The following is a 22,833-nucleotide window of genomic DNA, read 5'->3' on the forward strand; positions in this document are numbered from 1 at the left end:
CGCGGGACGCTGTCCAGTTCAACAGTGACGCCCGCCCGATGTAAAGCGCGCGTCGTGTCGCATTCAGGATCAGGCTGCCGGAGCGGCCTCTTCCTTAGTCACGGTCACCTTCACCGAACCGCCAGCCTTTTCCACCGCGGCAACCGCCGCGGCAGAAGCGCCGGAGACCTCGATCGAAACCTTGTGGGTCAGAGCACCGGAGGCGAGCAGACGGACACCGGCATATTTACCAGTCCCGATCAGACCCGCTGCGGCCAGCGCCTTCTCGTCAACAACCACATCGGCCTTGAGCTTGCCATCAGCGATCGCCTTCTCAATCTTCGTCAGGTTCACGGGAGCGTAAACCTTGCGGAAGATGTTCTTGAAGCCGCGCTTCGGCATACGGCGATACAGCGGAAGCTGGCCACCCTCAAAACCATTGAGAGATACGCCTTCGCGCGCCTTCTGCCCCTTAACGCCGCGACCGGAAGTCTTGCCCTTACCGGACCCGATTCCGCGACCAAGGCGTTTCTTGCGATAATGAGAACCCTCATTATCACGAATTTCATTGAGCTTCATGTTAGTCCTCCACCTTCACAAGGTGGGCGATCTTACGGATCATGCCACGAACCGAAGGTGTATCCTCCAGCTCACGCACACTGCCGATACCGCGCAGGCCGAGCCCCACAAGCGTCTGCTTCTGCGAGGCGACCTTACCGATCCCCGAGGCGATCTGTTTGATGCGGACGGTGTTCTTAGCGTCAGCCATGAGCGGCCTCCACATGTTCCTCGATCGCAGTCTCGCGCTTGCCGAACAACTCAGAAGCCTTCTTGCCACGACGATTCGCCACGGCGCGCGGGCTGCTGCAATGCTGAAGAGCGTCAAAGGTCGCCTTCACCATGTTGTGCGGGTTACGCGTTCCGAGCGACTTGGCAACGACATCGCTGACACCCAGCGATTCAAACACCGCGCGCATCGGACCACCGGCGATGATACCCGTTCCGGCTTCGGCCGCACGCACAACGACCTTGCCAGCACCGAAATGCCCGTACGTGTCGTGATGCAGCGTGCGCCCCTCTTTCATCGGAACACGGATCATCGTGCGCTTCGCACGCTCGGTGGCCTTACGGATCGCCTCGGGAACTTCACGAGCCTTGCCAGCTCCGAAGCCCACACGCCCCTTCTGGTCACCGACGACAACCAGCGCGGCAAAAGCGAAACGACGTCCACCCTTGACCACCTTGGCGACACGGTTGATCGTTACCAGCTTGTCGACCAGGTCGTCCTGTTCGCGGTCACGATCGCGACCACCACGGCCGCCTTCTCTTGGCTCTCGTGCCATGTGTGATCTCTCCTTAGAACGCAAGCCCGCCCTCGCGGGCAGCTTCCGCCAGGGCCTTAACCCTACCGTGATACAGATACGAACCGCGATCGAAGACGACCTTATCGACGCCCGCTGCTTTGGCGCGTTCGGCAATAAGCTTGCCGATCACCGAAGCCGCATCGACGTTCGCGCCCGTCTTTCCAGCCGAACGAAGATCTTTCTCCAGCGTCGACGCGCTTGCAAGCGTAACGCCTGCGGCGTCGTCGATCACCTGAGCATAGATGTTCTTGCCAGAGCGGAAGACCGACAAACGCGGCCGGCCACCGCTCTTGCGGCGAAGCTGGAAGCGCAGCCGCTGACGGCGACGCTCCTGCAAACCCTGCTGCGTAGCCATTATTTCTTCTTGCCTTCCTTACGACGGAGCACTTCGGTCTCGTAACGCACACCCTTGCCCTTGTAGGGCTCCGGCTTGCGGAAATTACGAATGTCGAGCGCAACCTGACCCACACGCTGCTTGTCGTTACCTTCGACGGTGATCGAGGTGGGACGCGGCGTCGTGATCTTGACGTCAGCCGGGATCGGATAAACGACGTCGTGCGAAAAACCGAGGTTCATTACGAGATTCGAACCCTGGACTGACGCACGGAAACCCGTTCCCTGAATCTCGAGCGTCTTGGAGAAGCCCTCCGAAACACCCTTGATGAGATTGGCGATCAGAGCGCGCGTCGTGCCCCACATCGTCCAGTTTTCGCTCGAGCGATTGCCGACAGGCTTCACCGCGACCGAGCCGTCCTCGACCTTCGCCTCGACAAGACGCGAAAGCGGAATGCTGAGCGAGCCGCGCTTGCCCTTGACCGTCAGGGAACCATCAGCGATCGCGACGTCCACACCAGCCGGAATGGCAACGGGATATTTACCAACACGTGACATGAGTCTCTCCTCAGAACACGCGGCAGAGGACTTCGCCGCCAACATTGGCGGCGCGAGCCTCGATGTCCGAAAGGACACCACGCGGGGTTGAGAGGATCGACACGCCAAGCCCGGCATAGACGCGCGGCAATTCCTTGATCTTGGAATAAACGCGACGCCCGGGCTTGGAGACGCGATGGATTTCCTTGATCACCGGCTGGCCGTCGGCATATTTCAGCTCGATGCGCAGCTGCGAGATGCCCTTGCGGAGCTCCTCGGTCTGGTAACCACGGATATAACCTTCGCGACGCAGAGCCTCGAGAACGTTGGCGCGCAGCTTGGAAGCCGGTGCGATGCATGCCGCATGACGCGCACGCTGCGCGTTGCGGATGCGGGTGAGCATATCACCCAGCGGATCAGAAAGAGACATATACTACCGCCTTACCAGCTCGACTTGACCATACCGGGGATGTGGCCGTTGGAGGCCAGATCGCGCAGCGCTATACGGCACAGCTCGAACTTCCGGTAATTGGCGCGGGAGCGACCCGTCAGCTTGCAGCGCAGCCGAACCCGTACCGCAGCACCGTTACGGGGCAGTTCCGCCAGCTTGATGGAAGCCTCGAAACGCTCCTCTACGGGGCGATCACGATCCTTGATGATATCTTTCAACGCGGTCCGCTTCGCCTTATCGCGCTTCGCCATATAGGCGCGCTTGGCGTTACGGTTCACGGCGGAGACTTTTGCCATGTTCAATATTCTCCCGGAACCTGTCGGGCCAATCCCAACGGTTTTCCAAACAGCGTGTCTGTATAGGAGGCCGACCTTCGCTTGGAAAGCGAAAAAGCCGGCTCAACCTCCGAAATCAAGCCTGGAACGGCAGATCAAACGCCTTGAGCAGCGCCTTGGCCTCGGCATCCGTCTTCGCACTCGTCACGAAGATGATATCCATACCGCGAACCGAATCGACCTTATCGTAATCGATTTCAGGGAAAACGATCTGCTCCTTGATGCCCATGGCAAAATTGCCGCGACCATCAAAGCCCTTGTTGCCCGGCAAGCCACGGAAGTCGCGGATACGGGGCATCGCGATCGTCACGAGACGATCGAGAAACTCATACATCCGCTGACGACGCAGCGTGACCTTACAGCCGATCGGCAGACCCTCGCGGATCTTGAAACCTGCGATCGCCTTGCGGGCCAGCGTTTTCACCGGCTTCTGACCGGAGATCGCCGCCATTTCGGCCACGGCCGCATCGAGCTTCTTCTGATCGCCCGCCGCTTCGCCGACGCCCATGTTCAGCACGATCTTCTCGAGCTTGGGCACCTGCATCGGGTTCTTGTAGTCGAATTCCTTCGTGAGCTGCTCGCGAAGAATATCCTTGTACCGCTGATGGAGACGCGGAACGTTGCGTGTCATATCGCTCATTGTCGCCCCCTCAGCCTTCGATGACTTCGCCGGTCACCTTGGCGACGCGGACCTTGTGACCATTCTCGAGAACACGAAAACCGACGCGTGTCGGCTTGCCGCTCTTGGGATCGACCAGTTTCAGATTCGAGAGATGCACGGGCATCTCCTTGGCAACGATGCCACCGTCCTGATTGGTACGGCTGGGCTTCGTATGACGCTTCGCCACCGCGACGCCGCGAACGACGGCCTTCTCGGCCTGCGGCAGGACGGACAGTACCTCACCGCGCGTTCCACGCGCGGCTCCGGAAATGACCAGAACCTGGTCGCCCTTCTTGATACGTGCAGCCATTACAGTACCTCCGGCGCCAGCGAGATGATTTTCATGAACTTGCGCGCGCGCAGTTCACGAACAACCGGTCCAAAGATACGGGTGCCAATCGGCTCCTGCTGCTTGTTGATTAGCACTGCCGCGTTCCGGTCGAAACGGATGGCCGAACCGTCAGCGCGACGCACGGGATAAGAAGTACGAACGATCACCGCCTGGTGAACATCGCCCTTCTTAACCTTACCGCGGGGAATCGCTTCCTTGACGGACACGACGATCACGTCGCCGACCGAGGCGGTCTTCCGCTTGGAACCGCCCAGCACCTTGATGCACTGCACCTGACGCGCGCCGGAATTGTCGGCCACGTCGAGGTTGGTCTCGGGATGGATCATTCCTCAGTCCCCTTTCAGACGGAAACCGGGTCGGCCGCGGCGGGGCCGAAAGGGGCACCGTTACGCGTAATCACCGTCCAGGTCTTCCGCTTGGAAATCGGCATGCACTCTTCAATGCGCACCATATCGCCAATCTTGCATTCATTCAGTTCATCATGGGCCGCATACTTCTTCGACCGGCGAATGAACTTCTTATAGAGCGGGTGCATGACACGACGATCGACAAGGACGGTCACCGTCTTGTCCATCTTGTCGCTGGTCACTCGCCCGTTCAGGACGCGCTTCGGCATCGCCCGTTACCTCTCAGGACTTTGTGGCGGACGTTTTTGCGCCCGCACTGTTCTTGGACTGGTGGACCACCGTTTTGATACGGGCGATCGCTCGACGCAGGATGCGAACACGCCCCTGCCCTTCGGACTGGCCGGTCGCGGCCTGAAACCGAAGGTTAAGCTGTTCGCGCTTCAGATCCTGAAGCAGCGTCTTGAGTTCATCACCGCTCTTCGCGCGAAGATCGGCAACCTTATAAGCGTCAGCCATATCACGCCTCCCCGATGCGGGTGATGAACTTCGTCTTAATCGGCAGCTTCGCGGCGCCCAGAGCCAGAGCCTCGCGCGCCACTTCCGGCGGCACACCTTCGATTTCGAAAAGAATGCGGCCGGGCTTGACACGCGCCACCCAGAACTCAGGCGAACCCTTGCCGGAGCCCATGCGCACTTCGGCAGGCTTGGTCGAGACGGGCAAATCCGGGAAAATCCGGATCCACACGCGACCTGCGCGCTTCATGGCACGCGTAATCGCACGACGCGATGCCTCGATCTGGCGTGCTGTAACACGCTCGGGCTCAAGGGCCTTCAGGCCGAACGCGCCGAAGTTCAGCGTCGTCCCACCCTTGGCCAACCCATGGATACGGCCCTTATGAGCCTTGCGAAACTTCGTCCGCTTCGGGGAAAGCATAGTCTCTATCCTCATGCGCCTCGCGGCGCGTCATCTCTCAACTCAGCGCTGCGGCGCCTGCTCAGCGGCACGGCGATCCTGGGCCAACGGATCCTGAGCAAGGATTTCACCCTTGAAGATCCAGACCTTCACACCGCATGTGCCGTACGTCGTCTTGGCGGTCGCTGTACCGTAATCGATGTCAGCGCGCAATGTATGAAGCGGAACGCGACCTTCGCGATACCATTCCACACGCGCGATTTCCGCACCGCCGAGACGACCGGAGCAATTGATCCGGATCCCCTGGGCCCCAAGACGCATCGCCGACTGAACAGAACGCTTCATGGCGCGACGGAATGCAACGCGGCGCTCGAGCTGCTGTGCGATGCTCTCGGCGACGAGCGTAGCGTCGATCTCCGGCTTGCGGATTTCAACGATATTCAGCGCGACATCAGCCTTGGCCATGCGGCTGAGATCCTTGCGCAGTGCATCGATGTCCTGGCCCTTCTTGCCGATCACGACGCCCGGACGGGCGGCGTAGATCGTCACACGGGGCTTCTTTGCCGGACGCTCGATGACAACGCGAGAAACGCCAGCACCGGAGAGCTTCCGACGCAGATAAGCGCGCAGCTTCAGGTCTTCATGCAGAAGCTTGGAATAGTCGGTTTCGGCGTACCAACGACTATCCCAGGTGCGATTGATCCCGAGCCGCAGCCCGATCGGATTGACTTTATGTCCCATATCAGGCTGCCTTCTGCTCAGCTGCATCCTGGGCCTTGCGGCCCTTCGGCGCGGGCGCCTCTTCCGCGGCGCGCTCGGCGACAACGATCTTCAGATGACTGAAGAACTTCTCGATGCGAGCGGAACGTCCGCGACCACGTGCATGAAAGCGCTTCATCACGATCGACTTGCCCACTTCGGCCGTCTTGACGACCAGTTGGTCGACATCGAGCTGATGGTTGTTCTCGGCGTTGGCGACCGCGCTCTCGAGGGTCTTACGAACCTGCTGAGCAATACGGCGACGCGAAAACGTCAAAGCCGCGATCGCCTTATCGGCGGGCTGATTGCGAATCATCGCCGCCACCAGATTCAGCTTGCGCGGGCTGACCCGAAGGTTGCGCGCAACCGCCAGCGCCTCGGTGTCCGCCAACGTGCGGATATGCTTCGGCTTGCTCATGATCAGCCTCGCTTCGACTTCTTGTCGGCGCCATGACCATGGAAGGTCCGCGTCGGCGAAAATTCGCCGAACTTGTGACCCACCATGTTTTCTGACACCTGCACCGGCAGAAACTTGTGCCCGTTATAAACGCCGAACGTCAGACCGACGAACTGCGGCAGAATGGTCGAGCGACGCGACCAGATCTTGATCACCTCGTTGCGGCCCGAAGCCCGCGCGGCTTCGGCCTTGCCGAACAAAAACCCGTCAACGAACGGGCCCTTCCAGACGGAACGTGCCATCTCTAATTGCCCCCTCTTACTTGCCGGTCTTGCGGCGACGGATGATCAGGCTATCCGTCTTCTTGTTGGTACGAGTCTTCGCGCCCTTGGTCGGCTTGCCCCACGGCGTCACCGGATGACGGCCACCCGAGGTACGGCCCTCACCACCACCATGCGGGTGATCGACCGGGTTCATGACGACGCCGCGGTTATGCGGGCGACGTCCGAGCCAGCGGTTACGACCGGCCTTGCCAAGATGCTGGTTCATGTTGTCCGGGTTCGAAACCGCGCCAACCGTCGCCATGCATTCGCCACGAACGACGCGCAGCTCGCCGGACTGCAACTTGATCTGGGCATAGCCCGAATCCTTGCCGACCAGCTGACCATAAGTGCCGGCCGAGCGCGCCATCTTGCCACCAGCGCCCTGCTTCAGCTCGATGTTGTGCACGATCGTGCCGACAGGCATCGAGCCAAGCGGCATCGCATTGCCCGGCTTCACGTCGGTACGCTCACCGGCGATGACGCGATCACCGACCTGGAGGCGCTGCGGAGCCAGAATGTAGGCCAGTTCGCTGTCATCATACTTGATGAGAGCGATGAAAGCCGTACGGTTCGGATCGTATTCGAGACGCTCGACGGTTGCGCCGACATCAAACTTGCGACGCTTGAAATCGACATAACGATACGACTGCTTGTGACCACCGCCACGGAAGAACGAGGTGGTGCGGCCGTGATTGTTGCGGCCGCCCGTCTTGTTCTTTCCCTCGGTCAGCGTCTTGATCGGCTTGCCCTTGTAGAGCTCGCTGCGATCAATCAGCACCGTGTTGCGCGTGCTCGGCGTCGTGGGACTAAAGTGCTTCAGTGCCATGGTAATCTATCCCGCGTCAGGCCAGCTTCGCCGTCAGGTCAATGGACTGACCTTCGGCAAGCTGAACATACGCCTTCTTGTAATCCGAGCGGCGACCACGGCGGCCCTTGACCACCTTGTTCTTGCCCTTCTGGATCAACGTGTTCACGGCAAGGACCTTGACGCCGAACAACGTCTCGACCGCAACCTTGATCTCCGGCTTGGCCGCGTTTTTCGAGACCTTGAAGACCACTTGGTTACGTTCGGAAAGCAGCGTCGCCTTCTCCGTAATCACTGGAGCGCGAATGATGTCGAACATCGCTTCGCGCGACATGCGTTCCGCCTTGACGCGGCGCGCAAGCACGTTTTCCGCCGTCATGCCAGGCGCTCCTTCAAACCCTCGAGCCCGGCGCGCGTCAGCACCAGCACGTCGTGGTTGAGAATGTCATAGACGTTCGCGCCAATCGTCGGCAGGACGTCAATCTTCGGAAGATTACGGACCGCACGGCCGAAACCCTCGTCTACGGACGCATCGACGATCAACGCCGAGTTCCAACCCAGAACGCGCAGCTTATCCGCAGCTTCACGGGTCTTCGAAATTCCCGAAGCGCTCTCGAGCACGACAAGCTTGCCCTCCTGCGCCTTCATCGCAAGCGCGGAGACCAAACCCAGTCGACGCACTTTCTTGGGCAGATCATAGCCGTGATCGCGAACGACCGGTCCATGAACCACACCACCGGTGCGATACTGCGGCGCACGGAGCGAACCCTGACGAGCCGAACCTGTGCCTTTCTGCTTGTAAGGCTTCTTGGTCGTGCCAGAAACCTCACCCATGCCCTTCGTCGAATGCGTACCGGCACGGCGCTTCGCCAACTGCCAGTGAACAACGCGAGCCATGATGTCACTACGCGGCGTCACCGCGAAGATCTCCTCGGGCAGCGTCACCGAACCGGCGCTACCGTTATCGAGGGTCTTGATATCGTATTCCATCACCCTCTGTCCTTAACCGGCGGCTGCCACGGTCGCTGCCGGATACGGCGCTTCCGCGTGGCGGGCCTTCTTGATCGCATCGCGGATCAGAACGAGACCGTTCTTCGCGCCCGGAATAGCTCCACGAACCAGCAGGAGGTTGCGCTCCGCGTCGACGGCGGCAATCTCGAGGTTCAGGGTCGTGATACGCTCGTCACCGAGGTGACCGGCCATCTTCTTCCCCTTGAACACCTTGCCCGGGTCCTGCCTCTGGCCAGTCGAACCGTGCGAACGGTGACTGATGGACACACCGTGCGAGGCCTCGAGACCTGCGAAGTTCCAACGCTTCATGGCGCCGGCGAAGCCTTTGCCCTTGCTGGTACCCGTCACGTCAACCTTCTGGCCGACGACGAAATGAGCAGCAGACAGCTTGGAGCCAGCCTCAAGCACGGCGCCTTCAGCCACGCGGAACTCGACGAGATGCTGCTTCGGCTCGACCTTGCCGCGGGCATAATGCCCACGCATCGGCTTGGTGACGTTCTTCACCTTCGCCTTGCCAATGCCGAGCTGCACGGCCGTGTAGCCGTCACGCTCCTGGGTACGTGCGTCCACCACCTCAACATCATCGAGATGAAGGACAGTAACCGGCACATGAGTGCCGTCTTCCTTAAAGAGCCGGGTCATGCCCAGCTTTCTTGCGATCAATCCGGTACGCATCGTCTGGACCTTACAGTTTGATCTCGACGTCAACGCCAGCGGCGAGGTCGAGCTTCATGAGGGCGTCCACGGTCTGCGGTGTCGGCTCGACAATGTCGAGCAGCCGGCGATGGGTCCGAATTTCGAACTGCTCGCGGCTCTTCTTGTCCACATGCGGGGAGCGGTTCACAGTGAACCGTTCAATATGCGTCGGCAGCGGGATAGGACCCCGAACCCGCGCACCCGTACGCTTCGCCGTGTTGACGATCTCCTTGGTGCTGTTGTCCAGCACGCGGTGATCGTACGCCTTCAGGCGAATGCGGATGTTCTGGTTGTCCATATTACCAATCGTCCAACTCAAAAGGTTCGGGTCTTACCCTGCTATCCTTCGTTGCTCCCGAAAGATGGCCCCGGCCGGAAGATCCGACCGGGGCCCGTCAGTTCGGGACTTTGCTTGCGCGCGTTACGCCGTGATGGAAGCCACGACGCCAGCGCCAACCGTGCGGCCGCCTTCGCGGATCGCGAAACGCAGACCTTCATCCATGGCGATCGGAGCGATCAACTCGACATCCATGGCGACGTTGTCGCCCGGCATCACCATTTCCACGCCTTCCGGCAGCTGAACGACGCCCGTGACGTCGGTCGTGCGGAAGTAGAACTGCGGACGATAGTTCGTGAAGAACGGCGTATGACGACCACCCTCTTCCTTCGTGAGGATGTAGGCCTCGGCCTTGAACTTCTTGTGCGGCGTGATGGAGCCGGGCTTGGCCAGAACCTGACCACGCTCGACGTCTTCACGCTTCGTGCCACGAACCAGCGCACCGATATTGTCACCGGCCTCACCGCGATCGAGCAGCTTGCGGAACATTTCGACGCCCGTGACCGTCGTCTTGACGGTGTCCTTGAGGCCGACGATCTCGACTTCGTCACCGACGTTGACAACGCCGCGCTCAACGCGACCCGTGACCACCGTGCCACGACCCGAGATCGAGAACACGTCTTCGATCGGCATCAGGAACGGACGGTCAACCGGACGCTCCGGTTGCGGAATATAGGTGTCGACGGCTTCCATCAGCTCCAGAATACGGTCTTCACCGATCGTCGCATCGCCATCTTCCAGCGTCACCAGAGCCGAACCCTTGACGATGGGGATATCGTCGCCGGGGAACTGATAGGACGACAGAAGTTCACGAACTTCCATCTCCACGAGCTCAAGCAGCTCCGGATCGTCAACCTGGTCGACCTTGTTCAGGAACACGACCAGCGCCGGGACGCCGACCTGACGGGCAAGCAGGATGTGCTCACGCGTCTGAGGCATCGGACCGTCGGCAGCGGACACAACGAGAATCGCGCCGTCCATCTGAGCCGCACCCGTGATCATGTTCTTCACGTAGTCGGCATGACCCGGGCAGTCGACGTGAGCGTAGTGACGGTTCTTCGTCTCGTACTCAACGTGCGCCGTCGAGATCGTGATGCCACGAGCGCGCTCTTCCGGCGCTGCGTCGATCTGGTCGTATGCCTTGTATTCAGCACCGCCCGACTTCGCCAGCGTCTTGGTGATCGCCGCCGTCAGCGAGGTCTTGCCATGGTCAACGTGACCGATGGTGCCGATGTTGCAGTGCGGCTTCGTCCGCTCGAATTTGGCCTTTGCCATCGTTTCTCTCCAGATTCCGCCGCCGGTCAGCGGCGGGGAAGACTACCTAAAATCTCATGAGCTGGCGCGAAGATGCCAGCCCGACGCCCGCTAGCCGGTTTTTCTTACCAGCGATAGTGGCTGAATGCCTTATTCGCTTCCGCCATGCGATGCGTGTCTTCGCGCTTCTTGACGGCGGAACCACGATTGTTCACCGCATCGGTCAGCTCGTTTGACAGACGCTCCTGCATCGTGGTCTCGCCACGCTTGCGCGACGCATCGATCAGCCAGCGGATCGCCAGGGCCTGACGGCGCTCCGTGCGAACTTCGACAGGCACCTGATAGGTGGCGCCACCAACGCGGCGCGAACGCACCTCGACGGCAGGCTTCACATTATCCAGCGCGGCGTGGAACATCGCCACGGCGTCAGCCTGCGCGCCGCCACGGCGGCGCATGACCTCGAGCGCACCATAAACGATGCCTTCGGCTGTGGACTTCTTGCCGTCGTACATAAGCGCATTCATGAAGCGCGTGATGACGACGTCTCCGAATTTCGGATCGGGAAGGATCTCGCGCTTTACGGCGCGATGACGGCGGCTCATACCCTATATTCCTCTTACTTCGGACGCTTCGCGCCATAAAGCGAACGACGCTGACGGCGCTTCGCAATGCCCTGCGTGTCAAGAACGCCGCGCAGGATGTGATAACGCACACCCGGAAGATCCTTGACGCGACCGCCGCGGATCAACACGACGCTGTGCTCCTGCAGGTTGTGGCCCTCGCCAGGGATGTAGCTCACGACCTCATGCCCGTTGGTCAGGCGCACCTTGGCAACCTTACGCAGCGCCGAGTTCGGCTTCTTCGGAGTCACCGTATAGACGCGCGTGCAAACGCCGCGCTTCTGGGGGCAACCCTGCAGAGCAGGCACTTTATTCCGCTTGGCAGCAGGCTCGCGGCCCTTGGCGATCAACTGGTTGATGGTCGGCATACGCCCTTCCCGATCCTTGCTCATCCGCGCAACCGAACCAGCAGGTCCGATCGCTTACTCATAACAAATACCGGCGTGCGACGGAATGTCGCGCGCCTCTGACAGTCTTTCCGCTTGCGGCCTTGGCCCAACATCAGGAAGGGCGGCGCCGCAGGCGTGCATGGTGTCTATCAACCGGCTTTGGCGTCTCGCAAGACGGGGGTAGCCGAGGGCGCGGAACCTACGGTGAGAACGACTGAAAGTCAAGCAGACAAACAGAGTCGCACAACGATTCGGCCAGGTTGCTTTACCCCTGGTCCCGATAGCGAAACGGGGTGGAGAGACCCCACCCTGTTTCGATCGGATTCGCCCGGATCACTCCGCGGCGTCGGAAACCTCCTTGGACGCCCCGGTCACCCGCTGCCGGTCGCGACCGGCCGCCACCGCGCGCAGGCGATTCATCACGCTGCCCGTGCCCGCCGGGATCAGACGCCCGACAATCACGTTCTCCTTGAGACCGTTCAACGTATCCACCTTGCCGGCCGTAGCCGCCTCCGTGAGGACGCGCGTGGTTTCCTGGAAAGAAGCCGCCGATATGAACGACTGCGTCTGCAGCGAAGCCTTGGTGATCCCCTGGAGGACCGGCATCGCGACCGCGGGCTGCTCCTGCGCCGCGAGACGCTTTGCATTCTCGCCCTCGAACTCGATGCGATCCACCGTCTCGCCGATCAGATAGGTCGTATCGCCCGGATCCAGAACCTCAACCTTCTGCAGCATCTGGCGAACGATCACCTCGATATGCTTGTCATTGATCTTGACGCCCTGCAGTCGATAGACGTCCTGGATTTCATTCACCAGGTAATCCGACAGCGCTTCCACGCCCATGACCTTGAGAATGTCATGAGGCACACGCGGACCGTCGACCAGCGGATCGCCCCTCTGAACAAAGTCGCCTTCCTGAACGGAAACGTGCTTGCCCTTGGGGATCAGATACTGGGTCTCCTCGCCTGTATCGTCGTTCTTCACGATGATGCAGCGTTTCGACTTGTAATCCTTGCCGATCTCGATCCGACCATCGGTTTCCGCAATGACGGCATGGTCCTTCGGACGACGGGCCTCGAACAGCTCCGCCACACGCGGCAGACCGCCCGTGATGTCGCGCGTCTTCGAGCCTTCACGCGGAATACGCGCCAGCACGTCACCCGCATGCACCATCGCGCCATTCTCAACCGACAGCAGCGAGTCCGGCGCGAGGAAGTAACGCGCCTCGTTGCCATTCGCCAGCTTCATGACATTGCCGGCAGCGTCCTTGAGCTGGAGGCGGGGACGAAGGTCCACACCCTTGGATGCCTGCTTGTAGTCGACCACGACCTTGGAAGTCAGGCCCGTCACCTCATCCATACGCTCGACGAGCGTGATGGAGTCGATGAGATCGAGATACTCGACCTTACCGGACTGCTCGGTGATGATCGGGAGGGTATAGGGATCCCACTCCGCCATCTTGAGGGCACGTGTGACCTCCTGCCCTTCCGTCACCATCAGACGTGCCCCGTACGGCACACGGAAACGGCCGCGCTCGGCGCCCTTGTCGTCCGTCAGCACGATTTCGCAGTTACGTGACATGACAATCGGCATGCCCTGGCTGTTCTCGACAACGTTACGATTACGAATCGTGACCTTGCCGTCGCGGGACGCCTCGACCATCGACTGCTCGGCACCACGGGTCGCCGCACCACCGATATGGAATGTACGCATGGTCAGCTGCGTGCCCGGCTCACCGATCGACTGTGCTGCGATCACGCCGACCGCTTCACCGATATTTACCGGTGTTCCGCGAGCCAGGTCACGTCCGTAGCACTTGCCGCAGACACCAACCCGACTGTCACAGGTCAGGACGGAGCGAATCAGAAGACTTTCGACGCCCGCCTTTTCGATCGCCTCAGCTTCAGGCTCCTCAACCAGCGTGTTCGCCGGATAAAGGACTTCGCCCGTCACAGGCTGAAGAACGTCGACGGCCAGCGTCCGTCCGAGAATACGTTCGGAAAGCGACGAAACGACTTCGCCCCCGTCCATCACGGCCCGGACAGTAAGACCACGCTCGGTCCCGCAATCCTCCTCGACGATGATGCAATCCTGCGCCACATCGACGAGACGACGCGTCAGATAGCCGGAGTTCGCGGTTTTCAGCGCCGTATCGGCCAGTCCCTTGCGGGCGCCGTGCGTCGACGTGAAGTAATCGAGAACCGACAGACCTTCCTTGAAGTTAGCGATGATCGGCTGCTCGATGATTTCGCCGGACGGCTTGGCCATCAGTCCGCGCATACCCGCAAGCTGCTTCATCTGCGCCGGCGACCCACGGGCGCCCGAATGGCTCATCATCCAGACCGAATTCGTTGGCTTGCCGATTTCCTGCTTGGAAATCTCCTTCATCATCGCGGCCTGCACTTCGTCCGTGCAGCGCGACCATGCGTCGACCACTTTGTTATAGCGCTCGCCAGCCGTGATCAGACCGTCCTGATACTGCTGCTCGAACTCCTTGATCTCGACCTGCGTACGCTCGACGAGCTCTTTCTTCTCGACGGGGATGATCATGTCATCCTTGCCGAAGGAGATGCCCGCGCGCGCCGCATGCCGGAACCCGAGGCCCATCAGACGGTCGCAGAAAATGACCGCTTCCTTCTGCCCGCAATGACGATAAACCGCGTCGATGACGTCCGAGACGTTCTTCTTCGTGAGCTGCTTGTTCACGAGCGCGAACGGAATGGCCGGATGCTGCGGCAGGATCTGCGCGATCAGCGCGCGACCCGGCGTCGTCAGAACGACCTGGCTGCTGACCTTGCCGTCGGCATCCATCATGTCGCGACGAAGGCGGATCTTGTCATGCAGTTTCAGTGAACCCGCCTGCATGGCCAGTTCGATCTCCGAGACCGACGAGAACGCCGAAGGACCGGCCTTTACGAGGCCGCCCTGCGCATCATATTCGGCCTTGTCCGGAGTCGCCGCATATTCGGGAACTTCGAGGCTGAGATAATACAGGCCGAGCACGATGTCCTGCGACGGCACGATGATGGGCTTGCCGTTCGCGGGGCTGAGAATGTTGTTCGTCGACATCATCAGCACGCGCGCCTCAAGCTGCGCTTCGAGCGACAGCGGGACGTGCACGGCCATCTGGTCACCGTCGAAATCCGCATTGAACGCGGTACAGACGAGCGGGTGGAGCTGGATTGCCTTGCCTTCGATCAGGATCGGCTCGAACGCCTGAATACCCAGGCGATGCAGGGTCGGCGCACGGTTGAGCATGACCGGATGCTCGCGGATCACCTCTTCGAGGATATCCCAGACTTCCGGACGTTCCTTTTCCACCATCCGCTTCGCGGCCTTGATGGTGGTGGCGTGGCCATATTTCTCGAGCTTCGAATAGATGAACGGCTTGAACAGTTCGAGCGCCATCTTCTTCGGCAGGCCGCACTGGTGCAGCTTCAGTTCAGGACCGACGACGATGACCGAACGACCCGAGTAATCGACACGCTTGCCGAGAAGGTTCTGACGGAAGCGGCCCTGCTTGCCCTTGAGCATGTCGGACAGCGACTTCAGCGGACGCTTGTTGGCTCCCGTGATCGCACGGCCGCGACGGCCGTTATCGAACAGCGCATCGACGGATTCCTGAAGCATCCGCTTTTCGTTGCGGACGATGATATCCGGCGCACGGAGTTCGATGAGGCGCTTCAGACGGTTGTTACGGTTGATCACCCGGCGATAGAGATCATTCAGGTCCGACGTCGCGAAGCGACCGCCATCCAGCGGAACGAGCGGGCGCAGTTCCGGCGGGATGACCGGAACGAGGTCCAGAATCATCCATTCGGGTCGGGAACCGCTTTCCGAGAACGCTTCGACGAGCTTCAGACGCTTGACCAGCTTCTTCCGCTTTGCCTCTGACGTGGCGTCCTTGAGTTCCTGACGCAGATTCACCTTTTCCGCATCGCAATCGATACGGGTCAGGATCTTCTTGACCGCCTCGGCGCCGATACCGACTTCGAGCCCGTCATCGCCATATTCGTCCAGCGCGTCGAGATATTGATCTTCCGACAGCAGGCTGAACTGCTTGAGCGGACTCGTGCCCGGCTCGAGCACCACGTAGCTCTCGAAATACAGAACCTTCTCGAGGTCTTTCAGCGTCATGTCGACCATGAGGCCGATACGGCTCGGGAGCGACTTCAGGAACCAGATATGCGCGACCGGCGAAGCCAACTCAATATGACCCATGCGCTCGCGGCGCACCTTCGCCAGCGTGACTTCCACACCGCATTTTTCGCAGACGATGCCGCGAAATTTCATGCGTTTGTATTTGCCGCACAGGCACTCGTAGTCTTTGATCGGCCCGAAAATACGCGCGCAGAAAAGCCCGTCACGTTCCGGCTTGAACGTCCGGTAATTGATGGTTTCCGGCTTTTTGATCTCGCCATAGGACCACGAGCGGATCTGCTCCGACGAAGCCAGCTGAATCTTTATCTGGTCGAACGCCAGGGTCTGACCACCCTGGCCAAGGATCTTCATGAGTTCGTTCATGCGCCGAAACCCCATTTCGCAAGGCGGGCGACCGAAGTCGCCGCGCCCACGTTATAAATAAACCGAGAGAACGAAGCGATGGACCGCATCAGGAACCGCTTTCCTCCAGATCGACATTCAGTCCGAGCGACTTCAGTTCCTTGATCAGAACGTTGAAGCTCTCGGGAATACCCGCCTCGAAGTCGTCTTGTTCGCGGACAATGGCTTCATACACCTTCGTTCGACCCGAAACGTCATCGGACTTGACGGTAAGCATTTCCTGCAACGTGTAGGCGGCGCCGTAAGCCTCGAGGGCCCAGACTTCCATTTCACCGAAGCGCTGGCCACCGAACTGCGCCTTACCACCGAGCGGCTGCTGCGTCACAAGCGAATACGGACCGATCGAGCGTGCATGGATCTTGTCATCGACAAGGTGATGCAGCTTCAGCATGTAAATATAGCCGACCGTCGTCTTGCGCTCGAACCGGTCGCCCGTGCGACCGTCGATGAGCTGGGACTGCCCGGAACGATCAACGCCCGCCTTGTCCAGCATCGCCTCGATGTCCGGAATGGACGCGCCATCGAACACCGGGGTCGCGATCGGCACGCCCTTGCGGAGATTTCCGGCCAGTTCGAGAAGCTGCTCGTTCGGAAGCGTGGCGATATCGGTCTTGTAGACCTCCTCGCCATAAACATCTTCCAGACGCGCCAGCAATTCCTGCTTCTTCTCGCCGTCCCGCATATAGTCATCGGCAAGACGCCCGATGTCCTGGCCGATCTTCGCGCACGCCCAGCCAAGATGCGTCTCGAGGATCTGCCCGACATTCATGCGCGAAGGCACGCCCAGCGGATTGAGCACGAGATCGACCGACGTGCCATCCTCGAGGAACGGCATGTCCTCGACCGGCACGACGCGAGACACCACGCCCTTGTTGCCGTGACGACCGGCCATCTTGTCGCCCGGCTGAAGCTTGCGCTTCACGGCGACGAAGACCTTGACCATCTTCATGACGCCGGGCGGCAGTTCGTCGCCGCGCTGGAGCTTCTCGACCTTGCTGTCGAAACGGGCCTGGATACGACCGATCGTCGCATCATATTCGCGACGGATCGTCTCGATCTCCGACATCACGGCGTCGTCGGCGACCACGATGTTGCGCCACGCGCCGCGCGGATGCTCAGCCAGAACGTCGTCCGTCAGAACGGTTCCCGACTTGATGCCCTTGAAGCCCGATCCCGCCGTCTGGTTCACGAGGCGCTCGCGCAGACGGTTCAGGAAGCTGCGTTCCTGAATGCTGCGTTCGTCGTCGCGATCCTTCGTCAGACGCTCGATCTCGGAGCGCTCGATGGCCATCGCGCGCTCGTCCTTGTCGACGCCACGCCGCGAGAAAACGCGGACGTCCACGATCGTGCCCGTCGTACCGGGCGGCAGGCGAAGCGATGTGTCACGAACGTCGGACGCCTTCTCGCCGAAGATGGCGCGAAGCAGCTTCTCTTCCGGCGTCATCGGGCTCTCGCCCTTCGGCGTGACCTTGCCGATGAGAATGTCGCCCGGGTTCACCTCAGCGCCGACATACACGATGCCCGCCTCGTCGAGGTTGCGCAGAGCCTCCTCGCCGACATTCGGAATGTCGCGCGTGATTTCTTCCTGACCCAGCTTCGTGTCACGCGCCATGACTTCGAATTCCTCGATATGGATCGAGGTAAACACGTCATCACGCGCAATGCGCTCGGAAATCAGGATGGAGTCTTCGAAGTTGTAACCATTCCACGGCATGAACGCGACGAGCACGTTACGACCGAGCGCCAGTTCGCCAAGTTCCGTCGACGGACCGTCGGCGATGATGTCACCGGCATGAACCGTGTCGCCGACGCGCACCAGCGGACGCTGGTTGATGCATGTGCTCTGGTTCGAGCGCATGTATTTGCGCAGACGGTAGATATCGACGCCCTGCGTGGACCCGGCCGCATCCGTGGCGCGCACGACGATACGCGCGCCATCGATCTGATCGACGACGCCATTGCGCTTGGCAACGATGGTCGCGCCTGAATCGTGGGCGACGGAGGCTTCCATGCCTGTCCCGACCAGCGGCGCATCCGAGCGCACCAGCGGAACAGCCTGACGCTGCATGTTCGAGCCCATGAGCGCGCGGTTGGCGTCATCGTTCTCGAGGAACGGAATCAGGGCAGCGGCGACGGATACAAGCTGCTTGGGCGAGACGTCGCACGCCGTGACCTGCTCGGGCGGCACCAGACGGAAGTCGCCGGACCGACGGACCGAGACCAGTTCGTCGGTCAGACGACCCGTCTCCTTGTCCTGCCCCGCATCGGCCTGCGCCACGATCAGCTTGTCCTCTTCCATCGCGGAGAGGTATTTCCAGCCGTCCTGCAGGACACCGTCCTTCACCAGGCGATACGGCGTCTCGATGAAGCCGTATTTGTTCACCTTGGCATAGGTCGCAAGCGAGTTGATCAGACCAATATTCGGACCTTCGGGCGTCTCGATCGGGCAGATCCGGCCATAATGCGTCGGATGAACGTCACGGACTTCGAAGCCCGCGCGCTCACGTGTCAGACCGCCCGGGCCAAGCGCCGAAAGACGACGCTTATGGGTGACTTCCGAGAGCGGATTTGTCTGATCCATGAACTGGCTGAGCTGCGAGGAGCCGAAGAATTCACGCACGGCCGCAGCCGCGGGCTTCGCATTGATCAGATCATGCGGCATGACCGTATCGATATCGACCGAACCCATGCGCTCGCGGATCGCACGCTCCATGCGCAGAAGACCGACGCGATACTGGTTCTCCATCAGCTCGCCGACAGAACGGACGCGACGATTGCCGAGATTGTCGATATCGTCGATCTGGCCGCGACCATCCTTGAGCTCGCACATGATCTTCACGGTGCGCAGGATGTCTTCCTTGCGCAGCACGCGCATGGTGTCCGGCGCATCGACTTCGAGACGCATGTTCATCTTAACGCGGCCGACGGCCGAAAGATCGTAACGGTCCGGATCGAAGAACAGGCCCTGGAACATCGCCTCGGCGGTGTCGGGGGTCGGCGGCTCGCCAGGACGCATGATGCGGTAGATATCGACGAGCGCATCTTCACGGGCTGCGTTCTTGTCGACGGCCAAAGTGTTGCGGATCCATGGGCCGTGCGACCCATCGACGGCCAGCATCGGCAGTTCGGTCACGCCGGATTCTTCAAGCGCGACCAGACGGGCTTCGGTCAGCTCCTCGCCGGCCTCCGCATAGATCTCGCCCGTATCGGGATTGACCAGATCGTGCGCCACGAAGCGACCCAGCAGATCCATCCGGCCAACGAGGACGTCCCGCGTGTTTTCGGCGATCTTGCGGCACAGACGCGCTGTCAGCTTGGTCTCGGCGGCTGCGACCACTTCCCCGGTCGCCGCGTCGCATAGCGGCTCCAGCAGTTTGAGGCCACGAAACGCATCGGGATCGAACGGACGCGCCCACCCCTTCGGCGTGCTCGAAAACACGACCGTTTGATAGAAGTAAGACAGGATCTCGTCGGGATCCATGCCACGGATCGGCATGGCGCCGACATCGCCGCCCTCGGCGGCCTTGGCGGCGCGGGCGGCAATCGAATTCTGCCCTTCAAGTGCGTACAGGAGCGTCGTGACCGGCAGCTTACGCTTGCGGTCAATGCGGACGTAGATCAGATCCTTGGCATCGAATTCGAAGTCCAGCCACGATCCGCGGTAGGGAATGACGCGCGCGGCAAAGAGATATTTGCCCGACGCATGCGTCTTGCCCTTGTCGTGATCGAAGAAGACGCCCGGGCTGCGGTGCATCTGGCTGACAATGACGCGTTCCGTGCCATTGATGATGAAGGTGCCGTTATCAGTCATGAGCGGCATGTCGCCCATATAGACCGGCTGCTCCTTGATGTCCCGGATCGAGCGCGAACCCGTATCCTCATCGACATCCCACACGATCAGCCGCAGGATGACCTTCAGCGGCGCGGCAAACGTCAGGCCGCGCTGGATGCATTCCTCGACATCGTATTTCGGCTCTTCCAGCTCGTAGGAGACGAACTCCAGACGACCGCGACCCGCGAAGTCGTTGATCGGAAATACGGAACGGAAAACTTCCTGAAGACCGATCTGCTGGCGGCTGTCAGCCGGGACGTTCATCTGCAGGAACGTCTCGTAACTCGCGCGCTGCACGTCGATCAGGTTTGGCATCGGCGCGATTTCGGGAATACGCCCGAAACTCTTACGGACGCGTTTCCGTCCCGTGAACGATTTGGTGATCGCGTTCATCTATCCCTGCCTTCCCGCACCAGACCTTCGGGTCGTCCGCGTACCATAGGGTACCGCCGGCCGACCGGAACGACTGGTCACGTACGTCAATTAAAATGCTCAGCCTTGCTGGAGACCGGCCATCTTAGACCAATCCGCCGCAACGGCAAATCGGGCGGGAACCGATTCCGATTCCCGCCCTCATCGCAAACCTTTCGAACCCCCGACGCTCCTGAAAGCAACGCAGGGTCGGAAAAAGTCTTACTTGACTTCGACCTTCGCGCCAGCCTCTTCGAGAGCCTTCTTGATCTTGGCGGCCTCGTCCTTGTTCACGCCTTCCTTGACGGTCTTGGGCGCGCCCTCGACGAGGTCCTTGGCTTCCTTCAGGCCCAGACCGGTGATGGCGCGGACTTCCTTAATCACGTTGATCTTCTTGTCGCCTGCGTCAGCGAGGATCACCGTGAATTCGGTCTGCTCTTCAGCCGGAGCGGCAGCAGCGGCGGGGCCAGCAGCGACCGCGACCGGAGCAGCGGCGGAAACGCCCCACTTCTCTTCGAGAAGCTTCGAGAGCTCGGCAGCCTCGAGAACGGTCAGAGCCGAGAGTTCTTCAACAATCTTGTTCAGATCGGCCATTGGTATGGTCCTTAATTTATGCACTGGTTTCTGAAAGACAATACCCGCCACACGGCGGGATGCCGTGTAAGACTCAGGCGGCTTCGCCACTCTTGGCATAGGCGCCAAAAACGCGCGCAAGCTGTGCGGCCGGCGCCTGGGTGAGACCCGCGATGCGCGTAGCCGGTGTCTGGATCATGCCCAGCAGCTTCGCACGCAGTTCGTCCAGCGACGGCAGCTCCGCGAGCGCCCGGATACCATTCACATCGAGTGTCTGATTACCCAGGGCGCCACCGAGCACCACCAACTTGTCATTCGTCTTGGCGAACTCGACGACACACTTCGCCGCGACCACGGGATCCTCGGACCACGCAAGCGCGGTCGGACCCTTCAGCAGAGGCGCGATGCCATCGAATTGGGTCCCATCCAGAGCGCGGATGGCCAGCCGGTTCTTCGCAACCTTATATGTCGCACCCGCCGCACGAACGCGCCGACGCAGCTCCGTCACTTCCGCGACCGTCAAACCCTTGTTCTGGGTGACGACCACCAGCGACGTGCTGCCAAACACGTTGGCGAGGAATTCGACAAAGGCCCGTTTTTCCTGACGGTCCAAATCCCATCTCCTCGTCAGCCGGGAAACCGAAATCCCCCAGCCGGGTTACCCATGACAGTTCCCCATGAAGTGGAACTGCCGCTCGCCTGTCCCAGCGGTCGGAACCCAGCGCAAGTGGCCTTTCAGCCAAAAACCCTGGCGCCCCGTCTGACGCGCGCGGATCTTGCGATCCTTTAAGAACACCCAAAGGGCGTCACGTGCGATCTCGGACAGGTTTGGGACGCAGACAAATCCGCATCCCTACGCCGCCGCGCCCCGAAAGGGCGCAACGTCATCTCTTAAAATCAGGCGCCGAACGTGCTCACGTCAACGCGAACGCCCGGACCCATCGTCGAAGACAGAGCCGCCTTCTTCAGATACGTGCCCTTGGCGCCCGCCGGACGAGCCTTCTGGACGGCATCGACCAGCGCCTTGATGTTCTCTTCGAGCTTCTCGGCGCCAAAAGACGCCTTGCCGACGCCCGCATGGATGATACCGGCCTTTTCGGCGCGATACTCGACCTGACCGGCCTTGGCCGCCTCGACAGCACCCTTGACGTCCATCGTGACCGTGCCAAGACGCGGGTTCGGCATCAGGCCGCGCGGACCGAGGATCTTGCCCAGACGACCCACGAGCGCCATCATATCCGGCGTCGCAATGCAGCGATCGAAGTCGATCTCGCCAGCCTGGATCTTCTCGGCCAGGTCTTCGGCGCCCACGACTTCCGCACCCGCCGCCTTCGCTTCCTCGGCCTTCGGGCCGCGAGCGAACACGCCGATGCGCAGCGTCTTGCCCGTGCCGTTCGGCAGCGAAATCAGGCCGCGCACCATCTGATCCGCATGGCGCGGGTCGATGCCGAGGTTCAGGGAAAGCTCGATCGTTTCGTCGAACTTGGCCTTCGCGTTGCCCTTGACGAGCGACACGGCTTCATTCAGCGAATATGCCTTGCTGAGATCGACGGTGGCGAGCGCTGCCGCCATACGCTTGTTCTTGGCCATC

29 protein-coding genes are annotated in these 22,833 nt (G+C 60.8%); all 29 read right to left on the reverse strand.

What is annotated here, in order from left to right; all coding sequences use genetic code 11:
* Positions 1–69: 69 nt before the first annotated feature.
* The 29 genes from rplO to rplA all read right to left on the reverse strand — a co-directional run bounded on the left by rplO (position 70) and on the right by rplA (position 22,832).
* Positions 70–558: a 50S ribosomal protein L15 gene (rplO, locus tag PWM43_RS07600; RefSeq protein ID WP_289841897.1), complete on the reverse strand. Its 489-nt coding sequence runs from the start codon at positions 556–558 to the stop codon at positions 70–72.
* A gap of 1 nt (position 559) precedes the next feature.
* The gene (rpmD, locus tag PWM43_RS07605; protein ID WP_289841898.1) at positions 560–748 is read right to left on the reverse strand and encodes a 50S ribosomal protein L30; all 189 of its coding nucleotides are present in this window, start codon (positions 746–748) and stop codon (positions 560–562) included.
* Positions 741–1,322: a 30S ribosomal protein S5 gene (rpsE, locus tag PWM43_RS07610; RefSeq protein ID WP_289841899.1), complete on the reverse strand. Its 582-nt coding sequence runs from the start codon at positions 1,320–1,322 to the stop codon at positions 741–743. The genes rpmD and rpsE overlap by 8 nt, the downstream gene beginning before the upstream one ends.
* Positions 1,323–1,335: 13 nt before the next feature.
* The gene (gene rplR / locus PWM43_RS07615) at positions 1,336–1,698 is read right to left on the reverse strand and encodes a 50S ribosomal protein L18 (RefSeq protein ID WP_289841900.1); all 363 of its coding nucleotides are present in this window, start codon (positions 1,696–1,698) and stop codon (positions 1,336–1,338) included.
* Positions 1,698–2,234, reverse strand: a complete 537-nt coding sequence (gene rplF, locus PWM43_RS07620) for a 50S ribosomal protein L6 (RefSeq protein ID WP_289841901.1) — start codon at positions 2,232–2,234, stop codon at positions 1,698–1,700. Before rplF ends, rplR begins: the two co-directional genes overlap by 1 nt.
* A 10-nt stretch (positions 2,235–2,244) precedes the next feature.
* Positions 2,245–2,643, reverse strand: coding sequence for a 30S ribosomal protein S8 (rpsH, locus tag PWM43_RS07625; protein ID WP_289841902.1), 399 nt, complete (start codon positions 2,641–2,643; stop codon positions 2,245–2,247).
* An 11-nt stretch (positions 2,644–2,654) separates the two neighbouring features.
* Entirely contained in the window at positions 2,655–2,960 is a 306-nt protein-coding gene (gene rpsN, locus PWM43_RS07630; protein WP_289841903.1) for a 30S ribosomal protein S14, read from the reverse strand.
* A gap of 115 nt (positions 2,961–3,075) precedes the next feature.
* Complete coding sequence (gene rplE, locus PWM43_RS07635) at positions 3,076–3,639, reverse strand: 50S ribosomal protein L5 (RefSeq protein WP_289841904.1); 564 nt, start codon at positions 3,637–3,639, stop codon at positions 3,076–3,078.
* Between the two features lie 10 nt (positions 3,640–3,649).
* Entirely contained in the window at positions 3,650–3,970 is a 321-nt protein-coding gene (rplX, locus tag PWM43_RS07640; protein WP_289841905.1) for a 50S ribosomal protein L24, read from the reverse strand.
* Complete coding sequence (gene rplN / locus PWM43_RS07645) at positions 3,970–4,338, reverse strand: 50S ribosomal protein L14 (protein ID WP_007399629.1); 369 nt, start codon at positions 4,336–4,338, stop codon at positions 3,970–3,972. Before rplN ends, rplX begins: the two co-directional genes overlap by 1 nt.
* 14 nt (positions 4,339–4,352) lie before the next feature.
* Positions 4,353–4,628 carry a 30S ribosomal protein S17 gene (gene rpsQ, locus PWM43_RS07650; RefSeq protein ID WP_289841906.1) on the reverse strand — a complete coding sequence of 92 codons (276 nt, stop codon included), beginning with the start codon at positions 4,626–4,628 and terminating at the stop codon, positions 4,353–4,355.
* Between the two features lie 13 nt (positions 4,629–4,641).
* On the reverse strand, positions 4,642–4,875 hold the full coding sequence (rpmC, locus tag PWM43_RS07655) for a 50S ribosomal protein L29 (protein ID WP_289841907.1): 234 nt from the start codon (positions 4,873–4,875) through the stop codon (positions 4,642–4,644).
* Position 4,876: 1 nt separating this feature from the next.
* Positions 4,877–5,293, reverse strand: a complete 417-nt coding sequence (rplP, locus tag PWM43_RS07660; RefSeq protein ID WP_289841908.1) for a 50S ribosomal protein L16 — start codon at positions 5,291–5,293, stop codon at positions 4,877–4,879.
* A 42-nt stretch (positions 5,294–5,335) separates the two neighbouring features.
* Complete coding sequence (rpsC, locus tag PWM43_RS07665; protein WP_289841909.1) at positions 5,336–6,013, reverse strand: 30S ribosomal protein S3; 678 nt, start codon at positions 6,011–6,013, stop codon at positions 5,336–5,338.
* Between the two features lies 1 nt (position 6,014).
* The gene (gene rplV, locus PWM43_RS07670; protein ID WP_289841910.1) at positions 6,015–6,449 is read right to left on the reverse strand and encodes a 50S ribosomal protein L22; all 435 of its coding nucleotides are present in this window, start codon (positions 6,447–6,449) and stop codon (positions 6,015–6,017) included.
* Between the two features lie 2 nt (positions 6,450–6,451).
* Positions 6,452–6,730, reverse strand: a complete 279-nt coding sequence (rpsS, locus tag PWM43_RS07675) for a 30S ribosomal protein S19 (protein ID WP_289841911.1) — start codon at positions 6,728–6,730, stop codon at positions 6,452–6,454.
* Positions 6,731–6,746: 16 nt separating this feature from the next.
* Positions 6,747–7,577 carry a 50S ribosomal protein L2 gene (rplB, locus tag PWM43_RS07680; protein ID WP_289841912.1) on the reverse strand — a complete coding sequence of 277 codons (831 nt, stop codon included), beginning with the start codon at positions 7,575–7,577 and terminating at the stop codon, positions 6,747–6,749.
* 16 nt (positions 7,578–7,593) lie between these two features.
* The gene (locus PWM43_RS07685) at positions 7,594–7,890 is read right to left on the reverse strand and encodes a 50S ribosomal protein L23 (RefSeq protein WP_289842035.1); all 297 of its coding nucleotides are present in this window, start codon (positions 7,888–7,890) and stop codon (positions 7,594–7,596) included.
* 41 nt (positions 7,891–7,931) lie between these two features.
* The gene (rplD, locus tag PWM43_RS07690; RefSeq protein WP_289841913.1) at positions 7,932–8,546 is read right to left on the reverse strand and encodes a 50S ribosomal protein L4; all 615 of its coding nucleotides are present in this window, start codon (positions 8,544–8,546) and stop codon (positions 7,932–7,934) included.
* A 12-nt stretch (positions 8,547–8,558) separates the two neighbouring features.
* A complete protein-coding gene (gene rplC / locus PWM43_RS07695) occupies positions 8,559–9,242 on the reverse strand; it encodes a 50S ribosomal protein L3 (RefSeq protein ID WP_289841914.1) in 684 nt (227 codons plus the stop codon).
* 10 nt (positions 9,243–9,252) lie between these two features.
* Entirely contained in the window at positions 9,253–9,561 is a 309-nt protein-coding gene (rpsJ, locus tag PWM43_RS07700; RefSeq protein WP_007282720.1) for a 30S ribosomal protein S10, read from the reverse strand.
* A 123-nt stretch (positions 9,562–9,684) separates the two neighbouring features.
* Complete coding sequence (gene tuf / locus PWM43_RS07705) at positions 9,685–10,875, reverse strand: elongation factor Tu (protein WP_289841915.1); 1,191 nt, start codon at positions 10,873–10,875, stop codon at positions 9,685–9,687.
* 104 nt (positions 10,876–10,979) lie between these two features.
* On the reverse strand, positions 10,980–11,456 hold the full coding sequence (gene rpsG / locus PWM43_RS07710; RefSeq protein ID WP_289841916.1) for a 30S ribosomal protein S7: 477 nt from the start codon (positions 11,454–11,456) through the stop codon (positions 10,980–10,982).
* Positions 11,457–11,470: 14 nt separating this feature from the next.
* Positions 11,471–11,842 carry a 30S ribosomal protein S12 gene (gene rpsL / locus PWM43_RS07715; RefSeq protein WP_042059465.1) on the reverse strand — a complete coding sequence of 124 codons (372 nt, stop codon included), beginning with the start codon at positions 11,840–11,842 and terminating at the stop codon, positions 11,471–11,473.
* Positions 11,843–12,196: 354 nt separating this feature from the next.
* A complete protein-coding gene (rpoC, locus tag PWM43_RS07720) occupies positions 12,197–16,387 on the reverse strand; it encodes a DNA-directed RNA polymerase subunit beta' (RefSeq protein WP_289841917.1) in 4,191 nt (1,396 codons plus the stop codon).
* Between the two features lie 88 nt (positions 16,388–16,475).
* On the reverse strand, positions 16,476–20,651 hold the full coding sequence (rpoB, locus tag PWM43_RS07725; RefSeq protein WP_289841918.1) for a DNA-directed RNA polymerase subunit beta: 4,176 nt from the start codon (positions 20,649–20,651) through the stop codon (positions 16,476–16,478).
* Positions 20,652–20,891: 240 nt separating this feature from the next.
* Positions 20,892–21,263 carry a 50S ribosomal protein L7/L12 gene (gene rplL, locus PWM43_RS07730; protein WP_289841919.1) on the reverse strand — a complete coding sequence of 124 codons (372 nt, stop codon included), beginning with the start codon at positions 21,261–21,263 and terminating at the stop codon, positions 20,892–20,894.
* Between the two features lie 73 nt (positions 21,264–21,336).
* Positions 21,337–21,855, reverse strand: a complete 519-nt coding sequence (gene rplJ, locus PWM43_RS07735) for a 50S ribosomal protein L10 (RefSeq protein WP_289841920.1) — start codon at positions 21,853–21,855, stop codon at positions 21,337–21,339.
* Between the two features lie 284 nt (positions 21,856–22,139).
* Positions 22,140–22,832, reverse strand: coding sequence for a 50S ribosomal protein L1 (rplA, locus tag PWM43_RS07740; protein ID WP_289841921.1), 693 nt, complete (start codon positions 22,830–22,832; stop codon positions 22,140–22,142).
* Position 22,833 lies beyond the last annotated feature (1 nt).

It is taken from the genome of Brytella acorum, from assembly GCF_029309905.1.
GTDB classification, from domain to species: domain Bacteria; phylum Pseudomonadota; class Alphaproteobacteria; order Acetobacterales; family Acetobacteraceae; genus Brytella; species Brytella acorum.